21 protein-coding genes are annotated in these 22,135 nt (G+C 71.1%); 11 read left to right on the forward strand and 10 right to left on the reverse strand.

The features are described from left to right. Positions 1-19: 19 nt before the first annotated feature. The 3 genes from recF to dnaA form a co-directional block, all read right to left on the reverse strand. The gene (recF, locus tag M503_RS0104245; protein WP_028919329.1) at positions 20-1,105 is read right to left on the reverse strand and encodes a DNA replication/repair protein RecF; all 1,086 of its coding nucleotides are present in this window, start codon (positions 1,103-1,105) and stop codon (positions 20-22) included. Positions 1,106-1,190: 85 nt separating this feature from the next. Further along, positions 1,191-2,291: a DNA polymerase III subunit beta gene (gene dnaN / locus M503_RS0104250; RefSeq protein ID WP_028919328.1), complete on the reverse strand. Its 1,101-nt coding sequence runs from the start codon at positions 2,289-2,291 to the stop codon at positions 1,191-1,193. Positions 2,292-2,580: 289 nt separating this feature from the next. Continuing rightward, entirely contained in the window at positions 2,581-3,918 is a 1,338-nt protein-coding gene (dnaA, locus tag M503_RS0104255) for a chromosomal replication initiator protein DnaA (RefSeq protein WP_028919327.1), read from the reverse strand. Positions 3,919-4,159: 241 nt separating this feature from the next. Between dnaA and rpmH the strand changes: the two genes are divergently transcribed. The 5 genes from rpmH (at position 4,160) to M503_RS0104280 (ending at position 9,162) form a co-directional block, all read left to right on the forward strand. Next, positions 4,160-4,300 carry a 50S ribosomal protein L34 gene (gene rpmH, locus M503_RS0104260; protein ID WP_024868391.1) on the forward strand — a complete coding sequence of 47 codons (141 nt, stop codon included), beginning with the start codon at positions 4,160-4,162 and terminating at the stop codon, positions 4,298-4,300. 74 nt (positions 4,301-4,374) lie between these two features. Continuing rightward, positions 4,375-4,827, forward strand: a complete 453-nt coding sequence (rnpA, locus tag M503_RS0104265) for a ribonuclease P protein component (RefSeq protein ID WP_028919326.1) — start codon at positions 4,375-4,377, stop codon at positions 4,825-4,827. A gap of 13 nt (positions 4,828-4,840) precedes the next feature. Continuing rightward, positions 4,841-6,544 (forward strand): membrane protein insertase YidC, encoded by a 1,704-nt coding sequence (yidC, locus tag M503_RS0104270; protein ID WP_028919325.1) that lies wholly within the window; start codon positions 4,841-4,843, stop codon positions 6,542-6,544. 109 nt (positions 6,545-6,653) lie between these two features. Beyond that, positions 6,654-7,991 (forward strand): tRNA uridine-5-carboxymethylaminomethyl(34) synthesis GTPase MnmE, encoded by a 1,338-nt coding sequence (gene mnmE, locus M503_RS0104275; RefSeq protein WP_028919324.1) that lies wholly within the window; start codon positions 6,654-6,656, stop codon positions 7,989-7,991. A gap of 181 nt (positions 7,992-8,172) precedes the next feature. Next, positions 8,173-9,162, forward strand: a complete 990-nt coding sequence (locus tag M503_RS0104280) for an energy transducer TonB (protein WP_028919323.1) — start codon at positions 8,173-8,175, stop codon at positions 9,160-9,162. 78 nt (positions 9,163-9,240) lie between these two features. Here the strand turns inward: M503_RS0104280 and M503_RS0104285 are convergent, their stop codons facing one another. The 7 genes from M503_RS0104285 to M503_RS0104315 form a co-directional block, all read right to left on the reverse strand. Then, entirely contained in the window at positions 9,241-10,422 is a 1,182-nt protein-coding gene (locus M503_RS0104285; RefSeq protein WP_028919322.1) for an ABC transporter permease, read from the reverse strand. After that, complete coding sequence (locus M503_RS0104290) at positions 10,419-11,165, reverse strand: ATP-binding cassette domain-containing protein (protein WP_028919321.1); 747 nt, start codon at positions 11,163-11,165, stop codon at positions 10,419-10,421. The genes M503_RS0104285 and M503_RS0104290 overlap by 4 nt, the downstream gene beginning before the upstream one ends. 31 nt (positions 11,166-11,196) lie before the next feature. After that, entirely contained in the window at positions 11,197-12,720 is a 1,524-nt protein-coding gene (locus M503_RS0104295) for an alpha/beta hydrolase (protein WP_051414234.1), read from the reverse strand. 57 nt (positions 12,721-12,777) lie between these two features. Next, complete coding sequence (locus tag M503_RS0104300) at positions 12,778-12,972, reverse strand: helix-turn-helix transcriptional regulator (RefSeq protein WP_024868383.1); 195 nt, start codon at positions 12,970-12,972, stop codon at positions 12,778-12,780. 10 nt (positions 12,973-12,982) lie between these two features. Continuing rightward, complete coding sequence (locus M503_RS0104305) at positions 12,983-13,570, reverse strand: hypothetical protein (protein ID WP_051414236.1); 588 nt, start codon at positions 13,568-13,570, stop codon at positions 12,983-12,985. After that, positions 13,567-13,734 (reverse strand): hypothetical protein, encoded by a 168-nt coding sequence (locus tag M503_RS17280; RefSeq protein ID WP_155951956.1) that lies wholly within the window; start codon positions 13,732-13,734, stop codon positions 13,567-13,569. Before M503_RS17280 ends, M503_RS0104305 begins: the two co-directional genes overlap by 4 nt. Positions 13,735-14,368: 634 nt before the next feature. Further along, the gene (locus M503_RS0104315) at positions 14,369-15,187 is read right to left on the reverse strand and encodes a ferredoxin--NADP reductase (RefSeq protein ID WP_051414243.1); all 819 of its coding nucleotides are present in this window, start codon (positions 15,185-15,187) and stop codon (positions 14,369-14,371) included. A gap of 46 nt (positions 15,188-15,233) precedes the next feature. Here M503_RS0104315 and M503_RS0104320 point away from each other — a divergent pair, with 46 nt between their 5' ends. The 6 genes from M503_RS0104320 (at position 15,234) to M503_RS0104345 (ending at position 22,062) form a co-directional block, all read left to right on the forward strand. Further along, positions 15,234-16,184: an ABC transporter ATP-binding protein gene (locus M503_RS0104320; RefSeq protein WP_024868380.1), complete on the forward strand. Its 951-nt coding sequence runs from the start codon at positions 15,234-15,236 to the stop codon at positions 16,182-16,184. Continuing rightward, positions 16,181-16,993: an ABC transporter permease gene (locus tag M503_RS0104325; protein WP_028920474.1), complete on the forward strand. Its 813-nt coding sequence runs from the start codon at positions 16,181-16,183 to the stop codon at positions 16,991-16,993. The genes M503_RS0104320 and M503_RS0104325 overlap by 4 nt, the downstream gene beginning before the upstream one ends. Before the next feature lie 10 nt (positions 16,994-17,003). Next, complete coding sequence (gene panE / locus M503_RS0104330; RefSeq protein WP_028920475.1) at positions 17,004-17,951, forward strand: 2-dehydropantoate 2-reductase; 948 nt, start codon at positions 17,004-17,006, stop codon at positions 17,949-17,951. A gap of 63 nt (positions 17,952-18,014) precedes the next feature. Further along, complete coding sequence (locus M503_RS0104335; protein ID WP_028920476.1) at positions 18,015-18,572, forward strand: ECF-type sigma factor; 558 nt, start codon at positions 18,015-18,017, stop codon at positions 18,570-18,572. A 98-nt stretch (positions 18,573-18,670) separates the two neighbouring features. Next, positions 18,671-19,234, forward strand: coding sequence for a hypothetical protein (locus tag M503_RS0104340; protein WP_028920477.1), 564 nt, complete (start codon positions 18,671-18,673; stop codon positions 19,232-19,234). An 8-nt stretch (positions 19,235-19,242) separates the two neighbouring features. Then, on the forward strand, positions 19,243-22,062 hold the full coding sequence (locus M503_RS0104345; RefSeq protein WP_028920478.1) for a serine/threonine-protein kinase: 2,820 nt from the start codon (positions 19,243-19,245) through the stop codon (positions 22,060-22,062). The last annotated feature ends 73 nt before the right edge of the window (positions 22,063-22,135 follow it).

The following is a 22,135-nucleotide window of genomic DNA, read 5'->3' on the forward strand; positions in this document are numbered from 1 at the left end:
TTGACCTGACGGGCGGGATTTACTCTGCGATCAGGCCGTGTTCCACGTGGAACACGCGACAGGCGGCGGGCAGTTCGCGCAGCGCCTCCGGGACCTCGGTAGCGGTCACGAACAGCTGCACGCCGGGCTGTTCCAGCAGGAATTCGAGGGTGCGGCGCTGGTGCTCGCGGTCCAGCTCCGATGGCAGGTCGTCCAGGGCCATCACCGGCCAGTGCCCCCGCCGCCCGGCGTAGTCCGCGGCCTGCGCCAGCAGCAGGGACAGCGCGGCCAGCTTGGTCTGGCCGCGGGACAGGGCTTCCCTGCCCGGCAACCCCGCCAGGCGCAGGCTCCAGTCGGCCCGGTGCGGCCCCACCCCGGTGTGCCCGCTGGAACGGTCGCGGTCGCGGGCCAGCAGCAGGGCATCTGCCAGCGACAGCTCCTGCCGGCGCCAGCCGGGCTGGAATTCCAGGGCCAGCAGCTCTGGACCCGTGCTCAGGCGGCGGCCGATGTCGGCGGCGCGCGGCATCAGCTCGCCCAGATAGCGCTCGCGGAAGGCGGTGAGCACTTCCCCGCTCTCGGCCAGCTCCGCATCCCAGGCGTCCAGCTGGGCATTGGAGCCGCCGGCCTTGAGCAACGCATTGCGCTGCTTGAGCGCCCGGGCATAGCGTCGCCAGAGGGCCATGAAGTCCTGTTCCACGTGGAACAGGCCCCAGTCGAGATAGCGGCGACGGTTCTCCGCGCCTCCTGCGACCAGCGCGTGGCTGCCGGGTTCGAAGGTCACCACGGCGAGAGCGGCGCACAGCTGGCCCAGATGGGCGACATCCCGCCCGTCCAGCCGCCCGGTCCAGGCCTGCCCGGTATGGCGGAGACCGGCACGGCGCGAAATGCCGCCCGTGCCCTCCTCCCACTCCACGAACACTTCGACCGCTTCGGCCCCGTCGCGGACCAGCCCGTCCCGGACCCGTCCGCGGAAGCTGCGGCCGTAAGCCATCAGGTGCAGCGCCTCGAGCACGCTGGTCTTGCCGGCCCCATTGGCGCCGGTGATCAGGTTCAGGCCGGGCGCCGGGGCCAGTTCCGCATGCTGGAACCGGCGCAGGTCGCCCATCACCAGCCGCGTCACCCGCACCGGCCGGTATCCAAAGTACGACGCCCGGCGAGGGCCGGGCGTCGTTCGGGTTCCACGTGGAACATGGTTCGGTCCACGGCGTCGGTCAGAGGCGCAGCGGCATCACCACGTGCCGGCAACGGCTGTTGCTGGCCTCGCGGACCAGGGCCGAGGAGTTGGCGTCGCGCAGGGCCAGCACGACGTGCTCGTCGCGCAGCGCGCCCAGCGCGTCCAGCAGGTAGTTCACGTTGAAGCCGATAGCCAGGTTGTCGACCTTGGTGTCGGCCTCGATCTCTTCCTGGGCCTCTTCCTGCTCCGGGTTGTGCGAGCTGATCCGCAGCTGGCCCGGCGAAACCTCGACGCGGACGCCGCGGTACTTCTCGTTGGACAGGATCGCAGCACGCTGCAGGGCCGCACGCAGGACCTCACGGTCCAGCTTGACCTCCTTCTCGGCGCCGATCGGGATCACCGCCTCGTAATCGGGGAAACGGCCGTCGATCAGCTTCGAGGTAAAGGTCACGTCGTCGCGCTTCACCCGGATGTGGCTGCGGCCCAGTTCCAGCTCGAGCGCGCGGTCGCCGCCTTCCAGCAGGCGCTGCAGCTCGGTCACGCCCTTGCGCGGGACGATGATCTGGCGCTTGGCGCCGGAAGCGCCTTCCAGCGGGGCTTCGCACAGGGCCAGGCGGTGGCCGTCGGTGGCCACGCAGCGCAGCGACTGGTCGCGCAGGTCGAACAGCAGGCCGTTGAGGTAGTAGCGCACGTCCTGCTGGGCCATCGCGAACGCGGTGCGTTCGATCAGCTCCTTCAGGCCGCCCTCCGGCACGCCGATGCGTTCGGTGGCTTCGACCTCGTCCACGGACGGGAAATCGTTGGCCGGCAGCGTCGCCAGGGTGAAGCGACTGCGCCCGGCCTGCACGGTGACCTTGTCGCCGGACTGGCTCACGGTGACGCGGCTGCCGTCCGGCAGCGCACGCACGATCTCGAACAGCTTGCGCGCGGGGATCGTGGTCTCGCCGTCCTGCGCGTCATCGACCGCGGCACGGGCCACCATCTCCACTTCCAGGTCGGTGCCGGTCAGCGAGAGCTGGCCGCCCTGCACCTGCACCAGGAAATTGGCCAGGACCGGCAGGGTCTGCCGTCTTTCAACGACGTTGACGACCTGGGCCAGGGGCTTGAGAAAGGCCTCGCGTTGCAGAGTGAAACGCATGGGAGTCCGTGCCTCTACGCTTTGAAGGAATGTGGAATAAATCTAAAAGAGGTGGTGCTGGAGTCGGTCCTGACCTGTGGATAACAGCACCAACTATTTGAATTACAATAAATTTGTTTGAGGGTAAAGTCTGCGTGCAAGGCCGGTCGGGGCGGTGGGACAAGCTGTGGATGGTTTTGCGCGTCGCATTTTGTCCCCGGTTTATCCCCAGCCCGTCCCCCTGCTCTCCACCGCGTATCCCGCCGCAAATCTACCTCACCTGCGGGAACGCGTCGTGGCACCCGTTTCCTTACTCGCTGAGCTTGCGGATCAGCTTGTCCCAGTCCTCGCGCAGCTTGCCGTCGGTCTCCATCAGGCTGCGGATCTGCCGGCAGGCGTGCAGCACGGTAGTGTGGTCGCGACCGGCGAAGGCGTCGCCGATCTCCGGCAGGCTGTGCTCGGTCAGTTCCTTGGTCAGCGCCATCGCGACCTGGCGCGGGCGCGCCAGCGATCGGGTGCGGCGCTTGGACAGCAGGTCCTTGACCTGCAGCCCGTAGTAGTCGGCCACGGTCTTCTGGATGTTGGGGATGCCGATCGCCTGCTGCTGGGCGCGCAGCAGGTCGCGCAGCGTCTCCTGGGCGAACTCGATGCTGATCGCGCGGCCGGTGAAGTTGGCGCGCGCCGCCAGGGTGTTGAGCGCGCCTTCCAGGTCGCGCACGTTCGAGCGCATCTTCTTGGCCAGCAGGAACGCCACCTCGTCCGGGATCTCGGCGCCGCGCTCGCGGGCCTTGGCCAGCACGATCGCCGCGCGGGTCTCGAAGTCCGGCGGGTCGATCGCCACCGACAGGCCCCAGGCCAGGCGCGACTTCAGCCGCGGCTCCAGGCCGTCCACCTCGCGCGGGTAGCGGTCGCAGGTCATGATGATCTGCTGCCGGCTGTCGAACAGCGCGTTGAAGGTGTGGAAGAACTCTTCCTGGGTGCGGTCCTTGCCGGCGAAGAACTGGATGTCGTCGATCAGCAGCGCGTCGATCTGCTGGAACTGGCGCTTGAACTGGTCGGCGGTCTTCTCCTGCAGCGAGCGGAAGAAGGCGTTGTAGAACTGCTCCGAGCGCAGGTACAGCACGCGCGCGCCGGGGTTCAGGCGGCGCATCTCGTTGCCGGCGGCGAACATCAGGTGGGTCTTGCCCAGGCCGGTGCCGCCGTACAGCAGCAGCGGGTTGTGGGCGCGGTCGCCCGGCTTCTGCGCCGCCTGCCAGGCCGCGGCGCGGCCGAGCTGGTTGGAACGGCCTTCGACGAAATTCTCGAAGGTGTAGTGCGGGTCCAGGTTGCCGTTGAACGGCTCGGCCGGGACCGGCGCCGGGCGGGCGCTGGCGGTGGCCATCGCGGCCGTGGCGGGCTTCGGCGGTTCGGCCGCGCGCGGGCGCGAGCCGATCTCCAGGGCCACGTTCAGGCCGGCGAAGTGCCGGGCCAGCTCGCGGATCCGCGGCAGGTAGCGGTCGCGCACCTGCTCGACGATAAAGGCGTTGGGGGCGTAGAGGACGACGCTGTCCGCGCGTTCCTCCGCCTGCAGGGGTTTGAGCCAGGTATGGACGTCTTCGGCCGGGAATTCGGCCTCCAGACGTTCCAGACAGCGGGGCCAGGCATCCATCGGAAAGGCAAAGCTCATGGGGCGGTCGCCGGTCGCCAGGGGCGCCGCCGGGGACCGGGAGGGTCGGGGGATCGGACTGGGCAGACTACCATCCGGACCTGCTTTTCCCAAGAATCATCCACAGGGCATCCACAGGCTCGTTGACAGGCCGCACGGCCGCAAGTGCCGCAAAGGTTGACCCGCGGCGGGGCCTCCCCTAGACTTTCCGGTTCTTTCGATCCGACTTCAGCCGAGTGCCACCATGGCCACCAAGCGCACCTACCAGCCCAGCAACCTCAAGCGCAAGCGCGACCACGGTTTCCGTGCCCGCATGAAGACCGCCGACGGCCGCAAGGTCCTCGCGCGTCGCCGCGCCAAGGGCCGCAAGCGCCTCTGCGCCTGATCGCCTCCCGGCCCCGCCTGCCGCGTGCAGGCCTGCCTTCCGCAGACCGGGGCCGCCGCGATCCACAGCCCACGATGAATCCCGGCCCGCGCGCGCGATTCCCTCGCAGCGCGCGGGTTCGTTTGCGCGCCGAATACACCGCGGTGTTCGAGCAGGGTCGCCGCCACGGCGATGCCCTGTTCGGCCTGCACTGGGTGCCCGGCGACCAGCCCGCGCGGCTGGGCCTGGCCGTGTCGCGCAAGGTCGACCCGCGTGCGGTCGGCCGCAACCGGATCAAGCGCGTGCTGCGCGAGGCCACCCGCCACCTGCGTCCGCAGATGGCTGGCGGCGACTACGTCGTGGTCGCGCGTCCGGCCGCGGCCCGCGCCAGCAATGCCCAGCTGTTCGAGGCCTACGTGAAACTGCTGCGGCGGCTGGGCGCATTGCCCCACCCGGGCGCCGGCGGCACAATGCCCGCGGCCACTCCGGCCGGATTGCAGCCCTCTTCCCCGACTTCCTCTTCCAGGCCGGACCCCCACTCCGGCTGAGCCTGCCTGCCCGATGAACCAGACCCGCGTATTCCTGATCCTTGCCTGGCTGATGGTGGCGACGCTGCTATGGATGGAGTGGGGCAAGGAGCAGGCCGCGCCTGCCGCGCCCGCCACCCCGGCCGCCGCGACCACCGACGGCGTGCCCGCCTCGGTCCCGGCCGCGGTCCCCGCTGCCGCCACCGGCGATGCCGCCGTGCCGTCCGCCACCGCGCCGTCGGTGCCGGACGCCGCCGTCGCCGCGGCCCCGGCCGGCCCGAGCCGGGTCAGCGTGCGCACCGATACCCTGGACCTGGTCCTGGACGGCGGCGCCGTGCTGCAGGCCGACCTGCCGCAGTTCCCGCAGACCCGCGAGGCCGGCAGCCCGCCGGTGCGCATGTTCGACACCGACCCGGCGAAGTTCTACGCCGCCCAGCTCGGCTGGGTCAGCGCCAGCGGCGCCGCGCCGAACCACCAGTCCGGCTTCGTGCCGGAGGGCAGCGAGCGCGAGTTCGTCCTGGCCGACGGCCAGCAGCAGGTCGAGGTCCCCTTCATCTGGAACGGGCCGGACGGCGTCAGCATCCGCCGCACCTTCACCCTGACCCGCGGTTCCTACGCGATCGAAGTGCGCGACGAGGTGGTCAACCGCGGCAGCGCGCCGTGGCAGGGCCAGGTCTACCGCCAGCTGATCCGCAAGCCGCTGGTGATCGAGCGCGGTTATACGAAGCCGGAGTCCTTCAGCTTCACCGGCGCGGCCTGGTACGACGGCGACTACCAGCGCCGCAAGTTCGACGAGGACTACCTCGAGGACGGCCACGTCAACGCCAAGGCCTCGCGCGGCTGGATCGCGATGCTGCAGCACCATTTCTTCAGCGCCTGGATCCCCGAAGGCGACCAGCCGTCGACGATCTCGCTGGACCAGCCGGCCACCGGCGCGCTGGTGCGCGAGCTGGGCGAGGTCGTGCAGGTCGCCCCGGGCGCCACCGCCACCAGCCAGGCCCGCCTGTACGTCGGTCCGAAGCTGGTCTCGCAGATCCGCGCCCAGCAGGTGCCGGGCCTGGAGCGCGCGGTCGACTACAGCCAGTTCTCGATCCTGGCGCTGCTGGGCGAAGGCCTGTTCTGGGTGCTCAGCCACCTGTACGGCCTGTTCGGCAACTGGGGCTGGGCCATCATCGGCCTGGTCGTGGTGGTGAAGGGCCTGATGTATCCGCTCTCCGCGGCGCAGTACAAGAGCTTCGCCAAGATGCGCAAGTTCCAGCCGCGCATCCAGCAGCTGAAGGAACGCTATGGCGACGACCGCCAGAAGTTCCAGGAAGCGATGATGGAGCTGTACCGCAAGGAGAAGATCAACCCGATGGGCGGCTGCCTGCCGATCCTGGTGCAGATGCCGGTGTTCCTGGCGCTGTACTGGGTGCTGGTGGAGTCGGTCGAGCTGCGCCACGCGCCGTGGATCCTGTGGATCCAGGACCTGACCGCGCGCGACCCGTACTTCATCCTGCCGGTGATCAACGTGGCGGTGATGTGGTTCACCCAGAAGCTGCAGCCGGCGCCGGGCATGGATCCGGTGCAGCAGAAGATGATGCAGTTCATGCCGGTCGCCTTCGGCGTGATGATGGCCTTCTTCCCGGCCGGCCTGGTCCTGTACTGGGTCACCAACGGCGCGCTGGGCCTGCTGCAGCAGTGGTACATGATGAAGAAGCACGGCGAGCCGGCACCGAAGCCCACCGCGGCGAAGTAAGCGGACCGCATGAGCAAGGAACCCGCCGCCCAGGCGGGTTCCTTGTTTGTGGCGGGCAGGCGATCCCGCGAACCGCTAGGCTTTCCACCAGATCCAGGGCCGACTACCGATGAACCAGCCCGACACCATCGCCGCGATCGCCACCGCGCCCGGTGCCGGCGGCGTCGGCATCGTGCGCCTGTCCGGGCCGCGCGCACTGCAGATCGCGCACGCGCTGTGCGGCCGCGAGGCGCCGCCGCGGCAGGCGCTGCGCGCGCTGTTCCGCGACGCCGACGGCGAGGTGATCGACGACGGCATCGTCCTGGCCTTCCCCGCGCCGCGCAGTTTCACCGGCGAGGACGTGGCCGAACTGCAGGCCCACGGCAGCCCGGTGCTGCTGCGCGCGCTGGTGGCGCGTTGCATCGAACTGGGCGCGCGCCAGGCGCGGCCGGGCGAGTTCAGCGAACGCGCCTTCCTCAACGGCAAGCTGGACCTGGTCCAGGCCGAGGCCATCGCCGACATGATCGCCGCCGCCGACGTGCGCGCCGCTCGCGCGGCGCGGCGTTCGCTGGACGGCGTGTTCTCGCAGCGCGTCGAGGCGCTGGCCGACACCCTGCTGCGCCTGCGCGTGCACGTGGAGGCGGCGATCGATTTCGTCGACGAACCGATCGAGACGCTCGGCATTCCCGCCGTCCGCGCCGGCATCGGACAGCTATGCGCCGACCTGCGCACCCTGCTGGCCGAGGCCGAGCGCGGCCGCCGCCTGCGCGATGGCCTCCACGCGGTGCTGCTCGGCCCGCCCAATGCCGGCAAGAGTTCGCTGCTCAACGCGCTGGCCGGCGACGCCCGCGCCATCGTCGCCGACGTGGCCGGCACCACGCGCGACGTGCTGCGCGAGACCGTGCGCATCGACGGCCTGGAACTGGTGCTGGCCGACACCGCCGGCTTGCGCGAGGGCGGCGACGAGATCGAACGCGAAGGCATGCGCCGCGCCCATGCCGAGGTGCAGCGCGCCGACGTCGCCCTGCTGGTGCTGGATGCCCGCGATCCGCAGGCTGGCCGCGCCGAGCTGGAGGCCGCTGCTGCCGGCGTGCCGGAACAGCTGTGGATCCTCAACAAGTCCGATCTGCTCGACCCGGCCGCGCCGGCCCCCGCCGGCGGCATCGCCGTGTCGGCGAAGACCGGCGCCGGCCTGGACACCCTGCACGCCGCGCTGCGCGGACTGGCCGCCGGCGGCGCGCCGGAAACGGTGGAGGGCGAGTTCAGCGCCCGCGCCCGCCAGGTCGCCGAACTGCAGCAGACCCTGGAACACGCCGGCGCCGCCCTGGCCGAACTGGACGCCGGCCACCTCGAGCTGGCCGCCGAGGAACTGCGCCTGGGCCATGCCGCGCTCGGCCGCATCACCGGCCAGGTCAGCGCCGACGAACTGCTCGGCCACATCTTCTCCAGCTTCTGTATCGGCAAGTAGTCCGCGGTTTGTTGATCTGTGTCACACTTTTTCGCGGCGATCTTGGCCGCCGCATTCCCGCCAGGGCCGTGCCGCGCTTGTGATGCGGGCCGGCGAGGTTGACAATCGACCGGGGATGGCGCGAGCTGAAAGGGGGATCGCGCCAGATGCCGTACAACAGCTTTTCCACGGGGGAGTACTGATGTTGTCCATGACGATTTCGCCGAAGTCGCGGCTGTGCGCGGGCCTGTTGCTGGCCATCGCGCTGGGCGCCTGCTCCAAGCAGGAAGAATCCGCGCCGGCCACCGCCGCGGAAGGCACGCGCGCCTCCACCTCCGCGGCCCCGGCACCGGCCGTCGCTGCCGAGGTGCAGGCGATGGGCGCCGACCAGCTGCGCGAGGCCGCCGGCCAGGCCCTGCGCGAGAACCGGATGTACGCGCCGGCCGGCGACAACGCCATGGAGTACTACCTGGCCCTGCGCGACAAGCTGCCCGACGACGCTTCGGTGACCAGCGCGCTGACCGACCTGATGCCGTACACCGTGATCGCCGCCGAACAGGCGGTGGCGCGCGAGCAGTTCGACGAAGCCCAGCGCCTGGCGGCGCTGATCGAGAAGGCCGACAGCGCCGCCCCGGCGCTGCCGCGCCTGCGCCAGGCCATCGACAACGCGCAGCAGGCGGTGGCCCAGCGCAGCGAGGCCGAAGCCGCCCGCGCCAAGGCCGAGGCCGAAGCCCGCAAGCAGCAGCTGGCCGCGCAGCAGGCGGCGCAGCAGGCCGCCGAGGCCGAGGCGGCCCGCCGCCTCGCCGAACAGCAGGAAGCCGCGCGCCAGGAAGCCGCCCGCCGCGAGGCCGAGCAGCGCGAAGCCGCCGCCCGCCAGGCCGCGGCCCAGCAGCAGCAACAGCAGGCCGCGCAGACCGCCCAGCAGGCCCCGGCGCAGCGCAACCTGCGTCCGATCAGCATGCCGGCCCCGCGCTATCCGCCTGATGCGCTGCGCGCGGGCCTGTCCGGCGAAGTGCTGGTCGAGTTCACCGTGGGCAGCGACGGTTCGGTCACCGATGCGCGCGTGCTGCGCGCCAACCCGGCCCGCACCTTCGACCGCGAAGCGCTCAACGCGGTCCGTCGCTGGCGCTTCGAGCCGGTCGACGCACCGGTCACCACCCGCCGTACCGTGGCCTTCAGCCCGGGCGGCTGAGCGGTTCCAGCAACGGAAACGGAAAGGCCCGGCATTGCCGGGCCTTTCTTCTTGCGTGCGGGGCGGGTCCCGCGGCCATCAGGTGGAGATGGCCAGCTTCTCCTGGCGGTAGCGCATCACCGCCGCCAGCCACAGCAGCAGGGCCAGGCCCAGGCTGCTGCCGAGGTAGATGCCCCACATCTGCGCGGTGACCGGCTCGCTGCGGATCACCTTCAGCAGCAGCTGGTTCTGCGCCAGGAACGGCACCGCGAACTGCCACAGCTGGGTCTTCACCGGGTTCACCATCAGCATGAGCGTGGGGATCATCGGCAGCAGCATCAGCCAGGTCATGTGCGTCTGCGCTTCCTTCAGGCTCTTCGCGGCCGCGGCGAGGAAGGTCAGCAGCGAGGTGCCGATCAGCAGCATCGGCAGCAGCACGAACAGCATCTTGCCGATCGACAGCAGCGACACGTCCAGCGAGCGCGCCGTGCCCGTGGCCATCTGCGCGCTGAGCTTCAGCGCCAGCAGCGAGAGCAGCAAGGTGCCCAGGCCCAGTACGATCGCCGCGGCGATCTTGCCGCTGACGATGGCGCCGCGTGCGGCCGGCGTGGCAAGCAGGGGTTCCAGCGACTGCCGTTCGCGTTCGCCGGCGGTGACGTCGAGCACGAGCGCCGCGCCGCCGAGGAAGGCGGTGATGATCAGGAAGTACGGCAGGATCACCGCCAGCAGCCGGCCGCGCTGGGCTTCCGGCGTGGACACGTCCAGCGTGCCCACCGCCACCGGCCGGGCCACGCCCGCGTCGATGCCGCGCACCATCAGGCGCAGCGAGCCGACCTGGCCGCTGTAGGCGGCCAGCGCCCCGCGCACGCGCTGGCCGGGGATCTCCGCGTCGCGCTGGGTCGAATCCAGCATCACCTCCACCAGCGCCGGGCGTCCGGCGCGCCAGTCCTCGGCGAAGCTTTCGGAGATGCGCAGGCCCACGTCGTGCTGCTGGGAACGCAGCGCGTGCTCGAGGTCCGCGGGCGCCTCGATCGCGCGGATGCCCTGCGTGCCGAGGAAGGCCACCAGGTTGGGCGCGCGTTCGATGCCGATGGTCGGCACCTCCAGCACCTGTTCGATCTGGGTGCGCGCGCGCTTCTCGCCGAGGGTGCCGATGCCGAGGATGATCGCCGGGAACAGCAGCGGGCTCAGCAGCAGGGTCAGCGCCAGGGTGCGGCGGTCGCGGCTGATGTCGCGCAGCTCCTTGAGCATCACCGTCCACGTCGTTGCCAGGATGCTCATGCGTGCAGGCCCTCCTCCGAGCCGATCACCTTGACGAAGGCGTCTTCCAGGTTGTCCTCGCCGGTCTGTTCGCGCAGCTGGTCGGCGGTGCCGGCGGCCACGACCTGGCCCTTGGCCACGATCACGATGCGGTCGCAGAGCGCGGCGACCTCCTGCATGATGTGGCTGGAGAAGATCACGCAGCGGCCTTCGTCGCGCAGCTTGCGCAGGAACTCGCGCATCGCGCGCGTGGTCATCACGTCCAGGCCGTTGGTCGGCTCGTCGAGGATCACGTTGCGCGGATCGTGGACCAGGGCGCGCGCGATCGCGGTCTTGGTGCGCTGGCCCTGCGAGAAGCCTTCGGTCTGCCGGTCGAGGATGTCGCCCATGTCCAGCGCCGCCGACAGCGCCTCGATGCGCTCGGCAGTGCGCTGCGCGGACAGCCCGTGCAGGCGCGCGAAGTAGGCGATGTTCTCGCGCGCGGTCAGGCGCTTGTACACGCCGCGCGCGTCGGGCAACACGCCCAGGGCGCGGCGCACCGCCATGGGATCCTTCGCCGGATCGATGCCGTCCACCTCGATGCGGCCCTGGTCGGGCTTCATCAGCGTGTAGAGCATGCGCAGCGTGGTGGTCTTGCCGGCGCCGTTGGGGCCGAGCAGGCCGGTGATCTGGCCGTCGTGCGCGTCGAAGCCGACGCCGGACACCGCCTTCACCAGGCCGGTCCTGGTCTTGAAGCTCTTGTGCAGGTCGTGGGCGCGGATCATGTCGCGTCTCCCGCGTGGATGCGTCGGTTCATCAGGGTTCCCATCCATTGAAGCTGGTGAAGGGCGGCACGTAGGTCATCGTGTCCAGGCAGCTGGCATCCAGCGCCTTGGCGTCGGCCGATTCCATGAACTGTCCCAGCAGGCGCGGCATGCAGCCGAGCCCGAAGGTGCCGTGGCCCTGGCCGCGCACGACCAGGTGGCGGCCGTTGGGCAGGGTCTCCAGCACGCGCTCGCCGAAGCGCGGCGGCGTCACCGGATCCAGTTCGCCGGACAGCAGCAGCACCGGCAGGTCCGACGCCAGCGGCGCGGTGGAGTCGTCCGGCCGGCTGCCATGCGGCCAGTGCGGGCACGCTGCGAAGAACATGCGCGCCACGTCCGGGCCGAGCAGGGTGCCTTCGGCGCTGGCGTCCTGGTGGCGGTCGGCGTCCTCGGCGCAGATCACCGACCACTGCATGCCGCGCGCCATCGAGCCGGCGGTATTGCGCCCCATCAGTTCATACAGCGACATCAGCGACGCGTAGCGGCCGTGGCTGGCCTCGTCCAGCACCAGCGGCAGCAGCGCGGCGGTCTGCGGCATGTACGAGAACAGGAAGGCCAGGCTGGTCACGGTCTGCGCGTTGACGGTGCCGGTGCGCATCTCGCCGGTGCTCGGATCGCGGTACTCGACCTGTGCCGGCCCGGCGCGCAGTCTCTCGACCAGGCTGCCCAGCTGCGCGCGCGCATCCTGCGGGAAGCGCTGCGCGCAGGCGGGCAGCTCGCGGCACTGCGCCGACTGCAGCGCCAGCGCGTCCTCGAAGGTACGCGCGAACTCGCCGCCGACGACCAGGTCGTTCGGCGCCACGCCGTCGAGCACGATGCTGCGCACGTGCTGCGGATAGCGCTTCGCGTACTGCTGGGCCACGCGGGTGCCGTACGAACCGCCGACCAGATTGATCTTCTGCGCGCCGATGGCCTCACGCACCGCATCGAGGTCGGCGATGGCATCGGTGGTGGTGTAGAAGCGCGTATCGGCGCGCCCGGCCACCTCTTTGGCGCAGCGGCGCGCGAACGCGGCAAGCGCCTCCGCATCCGCCGGACCCGCCTGCGCCGCCGACTCCTCTTCAGTCGGTTCGCAGGCCAGCAGGTTGGAGCCGCCGGTGCCGCGCTGGTCGACCAGCACGACATGCCGCTGCCGCCGTATCTGGCCGAACGCGCCGTCGATCACCGGCCACACCTGCACCGCCGACTGGCCCGGGCCTCCGGCAAGGAAGAACACCGGATCGTCCGTCGCCGCGCCTTCGTCGGTGGCCGGCAGCCAGGCGAGGTTGAGGCGGATCTTCCGCGCCTCGGGATTGGCGCGATCCTCCGGCACTTCGAAGGTGGCGCATTGCGCCTGCACGTTGTTCGTGCCCGCGCCGCTGGCCAGCGTGCACGGCTCGAAGGCGATCTCGCCGTAATGGCGGGTGGCGCTGTCCTGCTTCGCCTGTTCGGCGTCGTCGCAGCCGCCGAGCAGCGCGACCGCCAGCGCCAGGGCGCCGATACGGAACACCTGCTTGCGTGGATTACCGGGGGTCATCGAACGGGTTCTCCGTGGATGGAAGGTGGAAGGAACGGAAGGAGGGGAGGCGCCTGCTCAGTCTTCCGGCAGGAACACGTCCTCGATGCGCAGCCCGAACAGGCGCGCGATGCGGAACGCCAGCGGCAGGCTGGGGTCGTACTTGCCCGTTTCCAGCGCGTTGATCGTCTGCCGCGACACCTGCAGCTGTTCGGCCAGCTCGCCTTGCGACCAGGCCCGCGCCTCGCGCAGTTCACGCAAGCGGTTGTTCATCGGCCGGCGCTCACTGGTACCGGCGCGAGACCGCGACCTTGGCCAGGCCGTAGGCGAAGCAGACCAGTGGGAACACCCAGATCATCGCCGCGCCTGCCGGCACGTCGATGACCTTCGCCAGCTGCAGGAAGCCGCCGGCCATGTACAGCAGGCAGACGAAGGCGGTGGCGATGCTCACCGCTTCCAGCTCGATGCGTTGCTGCAGCTCGTCGACGTCGCGGATGTAGCGCACGATCGCGCGCAGGGCGAAGGCGATCGGCGGCACCGGCAGCAGCGCCACCAGCGCGCGCAGCAGCGGATCCATGTCCTCCACGCGCCTGAGCACGGTGATCGACGCCAGCAGCACCACCACGTAGGCGCCCATCGCCAGCAGCATCTCGCGGGTGTAACGCCGGCGCAGGCTGGCCGTGGCGACGTCGCAGGAATCGGGCAGGCGCCAGCGCAGCAGCGCGGCGAAGCCCAGGCCCAGCCCCGTGCCGACCAGCAGCCCGGACACCAGCGCCGGGATCCGCTCCGGCAGCAGCTGCGGCAGGCCCAGCCCCAGCCCCGCGCAGAGCACCGCCCCGCCCAGCATGACCGCGGGATGCGAGGCCTTCATCGCCCCCATCCCTGGCGGAGGAGCGCACCCAGCCCCAGCGCGGTGAACAGCAGGCCGGCGAGTAGCATGCCCGGCACCCTGACCCCGGCCAGCCACGCGCCAAGCAGGGCCAGGCCCGTGCCGAGGAAGCCATCAGCGGAATCCTTGATGCAGAAGCTGTCCATCGCCCTACTCCCTGTCAAGTTTGCTTGACAGACGATAGAGGCGAGGGCGGCTTGTGTCAAGCGTCCTTTACAAGGCGCCGGCCCAAGCCCCGTTCCCCCGGGGGAGGCGGCATGTTTGCGCGCTCGCGCATGGCGCCGAACGCCCGCGTCCCATGGACGCCGGCAGGGGCGCGGAGTGGGGGTGGGGCGAGAGTAGGTATTCCGACGCCGCTGGGTTCCCGACCCTCACCCCCGGCCCCTCTCCGGAGGGAGAGGGGAAATAGAAGCCACAACCCCAACGCGCCGAAAGACGCGGTAGTGCGGGGGTATGCCGCAAGCAGGCCATGGATGGCCTGCGCTCGCGCGTTGGAGCCANGGAGGGCGGAACCGCGCGATGCGGCATACCCCCGCACTGCCGCGGCTCCGTCCGAAGCGGGCCGCGCCAATGCTTTCAAGCAGTGAACTGTGGATGCGGTGAGGCAACAGGCGCGTGGCGACGCGCCAGACGTCGCCAGCGCCCTCGTTCATTCCCGGCGCCCCCGCACTGCCGCGGCTCCGTCCGAGGTCGGCCACCCCAGTGCCTTTGCTCTCTACCGATCTCCCCCAAAAATGTTCGCTGCGGATCAACGCGCGCGGAACCGGGATCGCTGGCGCCCTACTTGTTGCTGACGTACTTCTCGCGCCGGATCTGCGCCACCGGCAGGCCGTAGCCCTTCAGCGCCTCGAAGCTCGCGTCGACCATGTCCGGGTTGCCGCACAGGTAGGCGATGTCCCCCGCCGCATCCGGCGCGAACTCCGCCAGCTGCTGCTGCACGTAGCCATGGCGCACGTCCGGATGGTCCAGCGCCGAGCCGGCCGCCGGCAGCTCGCGCGACAGGCACGGCACGTAGCGGAAGCCCGGATGCGTCCCGGCGAAGGCGCGGAAGTCCTCCGCGTACAGCAGCTCGCCCGGCGTGCGCGCACCGGACAGCAGCACCACCTCGATGCCGCGCTCGCGGATCTGCTGCGCCAGCACCGGCAGCATCGAACGGTACGGCGTCACGCCCGTGCCGGTCCCGATCAGCAGGTAGCGGCGGTTACGGTCGCCCGGCATCAGGCAGAAGCGCCCGTACGGTCCGCTGGCATTGACCCGGTCGCCGATGGCCATGCCCTCGAACAGCGCCGTGGCCGCGCCGCCAGGCACGTGGCTGACCGCGATCTCCACCGATTCGCCCGGACCGATCGCATGGTCGTGGATCGTCGCCAGCGAATAGCTGCGCCGCGCCGGCGTGCCGTCCGCGTAGTCGAAGTGGATCTGGATGAATTGCCCCGGAACGAAGTCCAGCGGCTTGCCATCGTCGCGCGCCAGCACGTAGTGGCCGATGGTGGGCGCCAGCATGCGGCGTTCGACGAGGCGGAGCGGGAACTGGACGGGCACGATGGTGGTTTTCGCAACAGTGTGTAGCCGGGTCCAGGCCCGAGGCGCTCCTATAATAGCCGTTGCCCAGAGCAGGCGCCGATACGGCGCGAAGGCCCCCCTGATGAACCCCACCCACGAGGCAGCCGTCCCCGCGCTGCGCGTGCGCGAACTGCGCAAGACCTACGACAACGGCGTCGAAGCGCTCAAGGGCGTGTCCCTCGACGTGGCGCCCGGCGACTTCTTCGCCCTCCTCGGCCCCAACGGCGCCGGCAAGTCCACCCTGATCGGCATCGTCAGCTCGCTGGTGAACCTGACCTCCGGCTCGGTCGAGGTGTTCGGCACCGACCTGGTCGCCCGCCGCAGCGACGCGATGCGCCTGATCGGCCTGGTCCCGCAGGAGATCAACTTCAACCTGTTCGAACAGCCGTTCGACATCCTGGTCAACTACGCCGGCTTCTACGGCGTGCCGCGCGACGAGGCCGAGGCGCTGGCCGAGGTCGAGCTGCGCCGCGCCCACCTGTGGGACAAGGCGAAGGTGATGAGCCGCACCCTGTCCGGCGGCATGAAGCGCCGGCTGATGATCGCCCGCGCGATGATGACCCGGCCGAAGCTGCTGATCCTCGACGAGCCCACCGCCGGCGTGGACATCGAGATCCGCCGCGACATGTGGCGCGTGCTGCGCGAGATCAACGCCGCCGGCACCACCATCATCCTCACCACGCACTACCTCGAGGAAGCGGAGAACCTGTGCCGCAACCTCGCCATCATCGACCGCGGCACGATCGTCGAGCAGGGGCCGATGCGCGCGCTGCTGGCCAAGCTCGACGTCGAAGGCTTCCTGTTCGACATCGACGGCGCCCTGCCAGCGCAGCTGCCGGCGATCGAAGGCACCACCCTGGTCGCGCTCGACGACCACACCCTGGACCTGGACATGCCGCGCGCCATGGACCTCAACCGCGTGTTCGCCGCGCTCGACGCCGCCGGGATCCGGATCCGTTCGATGCGCACCAAGAGCAACCGCCTGGAAGAGCTGTTCGTGCGCCTGACCGGCAAGCAGCAGGAGGCCGCATGAAGGACACCGCCAGCCCCGCCGTCGCGACCGCGCGCAGCGATACCGCGCGCAACTGGATCGCGCTGGCCACCATCGTCCGCCGCGAGGTGCGCCGGATCCTGCGCATCTGGGGCCAGACCCTGGTGCCGCCGGCGATCACCATGACGCTCTACTTCCTGATCTTCGGCGGCCTGATCGGCTCGCGGATCGGCGACATGGGCGGCTACGACTACATGCAGTTCATCGTCCCCGGCCTGGTGATGATGAGCGTGATCCAGAACAGCTACGGCAACATCTCCTCCTCGTTCTTCGGCGCCAAGTTCGGCCGCCACGTCGAGGAGCTGCTGGTCAGCCCGATGCCGAACTGGGTGATCCTGTGGGGCTATGTCGCCGGGGCGGTGCTGCGCGGGCTGATGGTCGGCGTGATCGTGCTGGGCATCGCCATGTGCTTCACCTCGGTGCGGATCCCGCACCCGCTGGTGACGCTGAGCACCGTGCTGCTGGGCGCGACGATCTTCTCGCTGGCCGGCTTCGTCAACGCCGTGTACGCCAAGAAATTCGACGACGTGGCGATCGTGCCGACCTTCATCCTGACCCCGCTGACCTACCTGGGCGGCGTGTTCTATTCGGTGACCCTGCTGCCGGGATGGGCGCAGGCGGCGACCCACGCCAACCCGATCTTCTACATGGTCAACGCGTTCCGCTACGGCCTGCTCGGCACTTCCGACGTGCCGCTGTGGGTGGCCTACGCGCTGATGCTCGGCTTCACCGCCGCGCTCGCCATCCTCTCGCTGTGGCTGCTGCGCCGCGGCGTGGGCCTGCGCAGCTGAGGAGGCGACGATGCGCATCCTCGTGCTCGGCGCCGGCGGTACCGGCGGCTATTTCGGCGGGCGCCTGGCCCAGTCCGGCGCGGACGTGACCTTCCTGGTGCGGCCGGCGCGCGCGCGGTCGCTGGCGCGCGAAGGCCTGCGCATCCGCAGCCCGCTCGGCGACGCCGACCTGGCGGTGGCCTGCACCACCGCCGAGGACCTGCCTGCGCTGGCGGCCGCGAACCCGTTCGACCTGGTCCTGCTGGCCTGCAAGGCCTACGACCTGGACAGCGCGATCGCCGCGGTCGCCCCGGCGGTCGGCCCGGCCACCACCGTGCTGCCGATCCTCAACGGCCTGCTCCACTACGAAGCGCTGGATGCGCGCTTCGGCCGCGACCGCGTGCTCGGCGGGCTGTGCTTCATCAGCGCCAGCAAGGGTGCGGACGGCGGGATCGTGCACCACGCGCGGCCGGCCTCGATCACCTTCGGCGAACGCGACGGCGGCGGCAGCGAACGGGTCGCCGCGTTCGCCGCGCTGTGCGCCCAGGCGGGCATCGATTGCCGCGCGGTGGACGACATCGCCCGCGAACAGTGGATCAAGTTCTCCTTCCTCGCCGCGCTGGCCGCCGGCACCTGCCTGATGCGCGGCAGCGTGGGCGAAGTGGTCGCCGCCGAGGGCGGCGCTGGGTTCATGCGCGCGCTGCACGCCGAATGCCTGGCCGTGGCGGCGGCCGCCGGCCAGCCGATCCCGGAGCCGGCCCAGGCCACCGCCCTGGCCCAGCTCACCGCGACCGGCTCGGAGATCAAGGCCTCGATGCTGCGCGACCTCGAAGCCGGGCAGGCGGTGGAAGCGGCGCATATCGTCGGCGACATGCTGCACCGCGCCCGCACCGCCGGCCTGGAGGCCCCGCTGCTGCAGGCCGCCTGGGTGCACCTGCAGGTCTACCAGGCCGGCCGGGCCGCGAACCGCCAGTCCTGACGCCCCCGCGACGGCCGCGCTAAGCTTGCCCCGATCCCGCCCTGGCGCGGGATGGGGGGCGGCATGGGGCAGGAGTTCGAGATCACCGGGCTGCTGGCGCGCGCGCGCGAAGGCGACCGCCAGCCGCTGACCGAAGTCTTCCAGGCCCTGTACCCGGAGCTGCACCGCATCGCGGTGGCCCGGGTCGGTGGCGGCGACCGCACCGTCACCCCGACCGTCCTGGTCAACGAGCTCTACCTGCGCCTGGCCAACGGCGGCCTGCCGGAACTGGCCGACCGCCGCCACTTCTTCGTCGCCGCGGCGCAGGCCATGCGCTGGATCCTGGTCGACCACGCGCGCCGCTCCAGCGCCGGCAAGCGCGGCGGCGGCCTGGTCGGGATCACCCTGGACGAGGGCCTGGTCGACGGCATCGCCGATCCCGATACCCGCATCCTCGCCCTGCACGAAGGCCTGGAGGCGCTCGAACAGATCGACCCGCAGCGCCGCCAGGTGGTCGAGCTGCGCTACTTCGTCGGCCTGGGCTTCGCCGAGATCGCCGGGCTGCTCGGCTGTTCCGAGCGCACCGCCAAGCGCGAGTGGGAGCGGGCCCGCGCCTTCCTCTACAGCATGCTGCTGCCATGACTGGCACTGCCGCGCCCTGGACTCCGTATGTGGGTCGGGAGCGTCGGCCGGACGATCGCGTCCACCGGGATCGCTCTCCGTCATCCGGAGACAGGGACATGAAGCTGAAATCGACGATGTGGATCGTGGCGCTGGGCCTGGCGGCACCGTGCTGCGCGCTGGCGCAGGACGCGTCCGATGCGATCGTGGGCGAGAAGGGCGTGGTCGAACGCAGCGAGGCCAAGCCCGGCAAGGCCGGCATGGTCGGCGACGACGCGAGGGCCAGGGCCAGGCTGGGCGTGATCGGCGAAGAGCGCCCGCAGGCGCAGCTGCAGGCCGTGCGCCACGGCGCCCTCGGGCCGGCGGGAACCCCGGGCATCCGCGCCGGAAACGACAATACCGGCAACAGCAACGGCCCCAAGGAACCGGTCAACAAGGACCCGAAGGGCCCCGACAAGCTCGTCCACACGCCCGCGCTCGCCCGGCTTGGCCAGGGCGTGGCCATGGATCCCAAGGAAGAGCCGCCGAAGGACAAGGATCCGAAGGATCCGAAGGGCCCGGACAAGCTCGAGCAAGCCCTGCTGCGCGACGAGGCCGTGGGCACGCGCGACCTGCGCCAGGCCACGCAGAACCGCGCAGGCCAGCAGGCCACCCGCGCGGCCAGCCAGGCGACCGGACCCTAGGAGGCGCGATGGTCTTCGCCGGCGGGGCCATGGACGGACAGGAGCGTGAGCTGTGGCGGCGCGCGGACGCGCTCTTCGATGCGCTGCTCGACCTGCCCGAAGACCAGCGCGAAGCCCGCCTCGCGGAACTGACCGCCGACGAGGCCCTGCGCATGCGGGTGCGCCGCCTGCTGGCCGCGCACTCGCGCCCTACCGGTCCGCTGGACCAGCCGCCGCCGGCGCTGCAGCTGCCGGCGGCGGCGCTGGTGGGACAGCGCCTGGGCCGCTGGCGCCTGCAGGAGGAGATCGGCCGCGGCGGCATGGCCGTGGTCTACCGCGCCACCGCCGAGGACGGCGCCGAAGGCCAGGTCGCCGCGGTCAAGGTCCTGACACTCGGCAGCGTCGCCCGCCATGGCCGCGACCGCTTCCTGCAGGAACAGCAGGCGCTGCTGCGCCTGCGCCATCCCTACATCGCCGCGCTCTACGACGCCGGGGTCAGTGCCGACGGCACGCCATGGCTGGCGATGCAGCTGGTCGAAGGCGAACCGATCGACCGCTGGTGTACCCGCCGCGGCCTCGATGCCGCCGCGCGCGTGCGCCTGATGCTGCAGGTCTGCGCGGCGCTGGACTACAGCCACCGCAACCTGGTCGTGCATCGCGACATCAAGCCGTCGAACGTGCTGGTCGATGCCGACGGCCACGTGCGCGTGCTCGACTTCGGCATCGCCCGCACCCTCGACGGCGAAGCACTGGCCCTGACCAGCACCGCGCTGCAGGCGCTGACGCCCGAGTACGCCGCGCCGGAACAGTTCGCCGGCGCACCGCCGGCCACGGCGATGGACGTGTACGGCGTCGGCGCCCTGCTCTACCGCCTGCTCGCCGGCGTGGCCCCGCGCCAGGGCATGCGCGGCGGCGAGGTCACCGCGCCCTCGAAGGCGCTGCGCCAGCGCGCCGAGACCGATCCGGCGCAGCGCCAGCTGGCCGCGCAGCTGCGCGGCGACCTCGACACGATCGCGCTCAAGGCCCTGGCCGAACGTCCCGAGGACCGCTACGCCAGCGTCGCCGCGCTGTCCGAGGACCTGCGCCGCTGGCTCGACCGCCTGCCCATCGCCGCGCATCCGCCGAGCCTGCGCTACCGCCTGCGCAAGTTCGCCGTGCGCAACCGCTGGCCGGTGGCGGGTGCCGCGGCGACGGCGCTGCTACTGGTCGCGGGTATCAGCGGCACGGTCTGGCAGATGCGCAAGGCGCAGGCCGAAGCCGCGCGCGCCAACGCCCTGGCCGAGGAATCGCAGGCCCAGCTCGATTACCTGGACAGCCTGCTGGAGGTGCTGGCGCCGGGCACCGAGGAATCGCGCGAGATCGACCGCGCGCAGCTGCTCGCCGAGGCGACCTTGCGCGCGCGCAGCGAGCTGGCCGACCGTCCGCGCGTGCTCGCCGCCGTCGAGCTGCGCCTGGGCCTGCTGGCCGAGGCGATCGGCGACTATGCCCGGGCCGCCGACCTGTTCGATGCCGCGCTGGCCCGCCGCCGCGAGCTGTTCGGCGACGATTCGGCGGCCACCGCCGACGCCCTGGCCAAGTCCGGCTACGTGCGGCCGCACCTCAATCCGCCGGCATCGGAGGAAGGATTGCGGCGCATGGACGCGGCATTGCCGGTGCTGCGCCGGCACGCCCCGGGCAGCGGCGAACTGGTGCGCACGCTGAGCGCCTCGATCAGCGTGCTCGGCGAACTGGACCGCTATCCGGAAGTGGACGCACGCATGCAGGAAGCGATGGCGCTCTGCGACGCGCCGGCGGCACCGGAAGAGGAGTGCGCCGCGTTCTGGCTCAACGCCGGCAGCTACTACGAACGGGTCAGCGAACCACGGCGCTCCGCGGAGCTGCTCGAGCGCGCGCTGGAAGTGCGCCGCCGCCGCTCCGGCGCCGAGCATGCCGACACCCTGCTCGTGGCCAGCCGCCTCGGCGCGGTCTACGCCGGCATGGGCGAGCTGGGTCGCGGCCTGGCCCTGCTGGAGGAAGTGGTGGGCTCGCAGCGGCGCATCTACATCCGCCCGAACCGGCAATCGGTGACCACGCTGCAGTTGCTGGCGCGCCTGGTCGCGGCCAGCGGCGACGTCGAGCGCGCGCTGGTGCTCAATGCCGAATACCTCGAACAGGTCCAGGCGCTGTTCGGCGACGGGCATCCCACCGGCGCACTGGGCCATACCGAACGCGGCAGCCTGCTGTTCGCCGAAGCGCGCTTCGCCGAGGCCGCCGAGGCTTTCGCCGAAGGCCTGCGCCGCTACCGCCTGGCGCACGGCGACGCCGGCGCGGCGATCGCCGAGGGCAACTATGCCGACGCCCTGCGCGAGCAGGGCCAGGCCGCGCGGGCGCTGCCGCTGCAGCACAGCTCGCTGCAGGTGATGGAACGCCTGTTCGGCGCGGAGAACCCGCGCGTGGCCGCGCGCCTGGGCAACCTCGCCCGCACCCAGGCCGCGCTTGGACAGCACGCGCAGGCGCTGGAGCATTACGCGCGCGCCATCGAGCTGTATGCGAAGCACGCGCGCGAACAGGGCGGCGATCCGGACAACGCCGCCTACGTGGCCGCCTGGCGCGCGCGCAGCCTGCTGGCCCTGGGCCGACGCGACGAAGCGGAGGCCGAGCTGCGCCGCAGCGTCGGCCAGATGCAGGCCAATCCGCAGGCCAACCCGCGCATGCTCAACGAGGCCTTCGCCTTCCTGGTCGAAACCGCCTGCCAGGTGCGCGCCGCCGACTGCGCGGACCTGCGCCTGCAGGCCGAGGTGCGTCTGCAGGAGGACATCCCCGGTATCGCCAAGCTGCGCCTGCGCCAGGCCCTCGCCGCCCGCGGCTGAGCCGCTGTCACTTTCCGCGCCGGCATTGCGTATGTCGGTCAGGAGCGGCTGCCGGGCAGGGCAACCGCAGGGC

Origin of the sequence: Pseudoxanthomonas suwonensis J47 (assembly GCF_000513955.1) — a bacterium.
Taxonomy (GTDB): Bacteria; Pseudomonadota; Gammaproteobacteria; order Xanthomonadales; family Xanthomonadaceae; genus Pseudoxanthomonas; species Pseudoxanthomonas suwonensis_C.

Excerpts from the sequence above, each read along its gene's own strand:
- mnmE (WP_028919324.1), top strand. The coding sequence starts at position 6,654 with ATGAACCAGCCCGACACCATCGCCGCGATCGCCACCGCGCCCGGTGCC.
- M503_RS0104335 (WP_028920476.1), top strand. The coding sequence starts at position 18,015 with ATGGGGCAGGAGTTCGAGATCACCGGGCTGCTGGCGCGCGCGCGCGAA.
- M503_RS0104280 (WP_028919323.1), top strand. The coding sequence starts at position 8,173 with ATGTTGTCCATGACGATTTCGCCGAAGTCGCGGCTGTGCGCGGGCCTG.
- M503_RS0104285 (WP_028919322.1), bottom strand. The coding sequence starts at position 10,422 with ATGAGCATCCTGGCAACGACGTGGACGGTGATGCTCAAGGAGCTGCGC.
- M503_RS0104320 (WP_024868380.1), top strand. The coding sequence starts at position 15,234 with ATGAACCCCACCCACGAGGCAGCCGTCCCCGCGCTGCGCGTGCGCGAA.
- M503_RS0104295 (WP_051414234.1), bottom strand. The coding sequence starts at position 12,720 with ATGACCCCCGGTAATCCACGCAAGCAGGTGTTCCGTATCGGCGCCCTG.
- dnaA (WP_028919327.1), bottom strand. The coding sequence starts at position 3,918 with ATGGATGCCTGGCCCCGCTGTCTGGAACGTCTGGAGGCCGAATTCCCG.
- M503_RS0104325 (WP_028920474.1), top strand. The coding sequence starts at position 16,181 with ATGAAGGACACCGCCAGCCCCGCCGTCGCGACCGCGCGCAGCGATACC.
- rnpA (WP_028919326.1), top strand. The coding sequence starts at position 4,375 with ATGAATCCCGGCCCGCGCGCGCGATTCCCTCGCAGCGCGCGGGTTCGT.
- M503_RS0104345 (WP_028920478.1), top strand. The coding sequence starts at position 19,243 with ATGGTCTTCGCCGGCGGGGCCATGGACGGACAGGAGCGTGAGCTGTGG.
- M503_RS0104300 (WP_024868383.1), bottom strand. The coding sequence starts at position 12,972 with ATGAACAACCGCTTGCGTGAACTGCGCGAGGCGCGGGCCTGGTCGCAA.
- yidC (WP_028919325.1), top strand. The coding sequence starts at position 4,841 with ATGAACCAGACCCGCGTATTCCTGATCCTTGCCTGGCTGATGGTGGCG.
- M503_RS0104305 (WP_051414236.1), bottom strand. The coding sequence starts at position 13,570 with ATGAAGGCCTCGCATCCCGCGGTCATGCTGGGCGGGGCGGTGCTCTGC.
- rpmH (WP_024868391.1), top strand. The coding sequence starts at position 4,160 with ATGGCCACCAAGCGCACCTACCAGCCCAGCAACCTCAAGCGCAAGCGC.
- panE (WP_028920475.1), top strand. The coding sequence starts at position 17,004 with ATGCGCATCCTCGTGCTCGGCGCCGGCGGTACCGGCGGCTATTTCGGC.
- M503_RS0104340 (WP_028920477.1), top strand. The coding sequence starts at position 18,671 with ATGAAGCTGAAATCGACGATGTGGATCGTGGCGCTGGGCCTGGCGGCA.
- M503_RS0104290 (WP_028919321.1), bottom strand. The coding sequence starts at position 11,165 with ATGATCCGCGCCCACGACCTGCACAAGAGCTTCAAGACCAGGACCGGC.
- dnaN (WP_028919328.1), bottom strand. The coding sequence starts at position 2,291 with ATGCGTTTCACTCTGCAACGCGAGGCCTTTCTCAAGCCCCTGGCCCAG.
- M503_RS17280 (WP_155951956.1), bottom strand. The coding sequence starts at position 13,734 with ATGGACAGCTTCTGCATCAAGGATTCCGCTGATGGCTTCCTCGGCACG.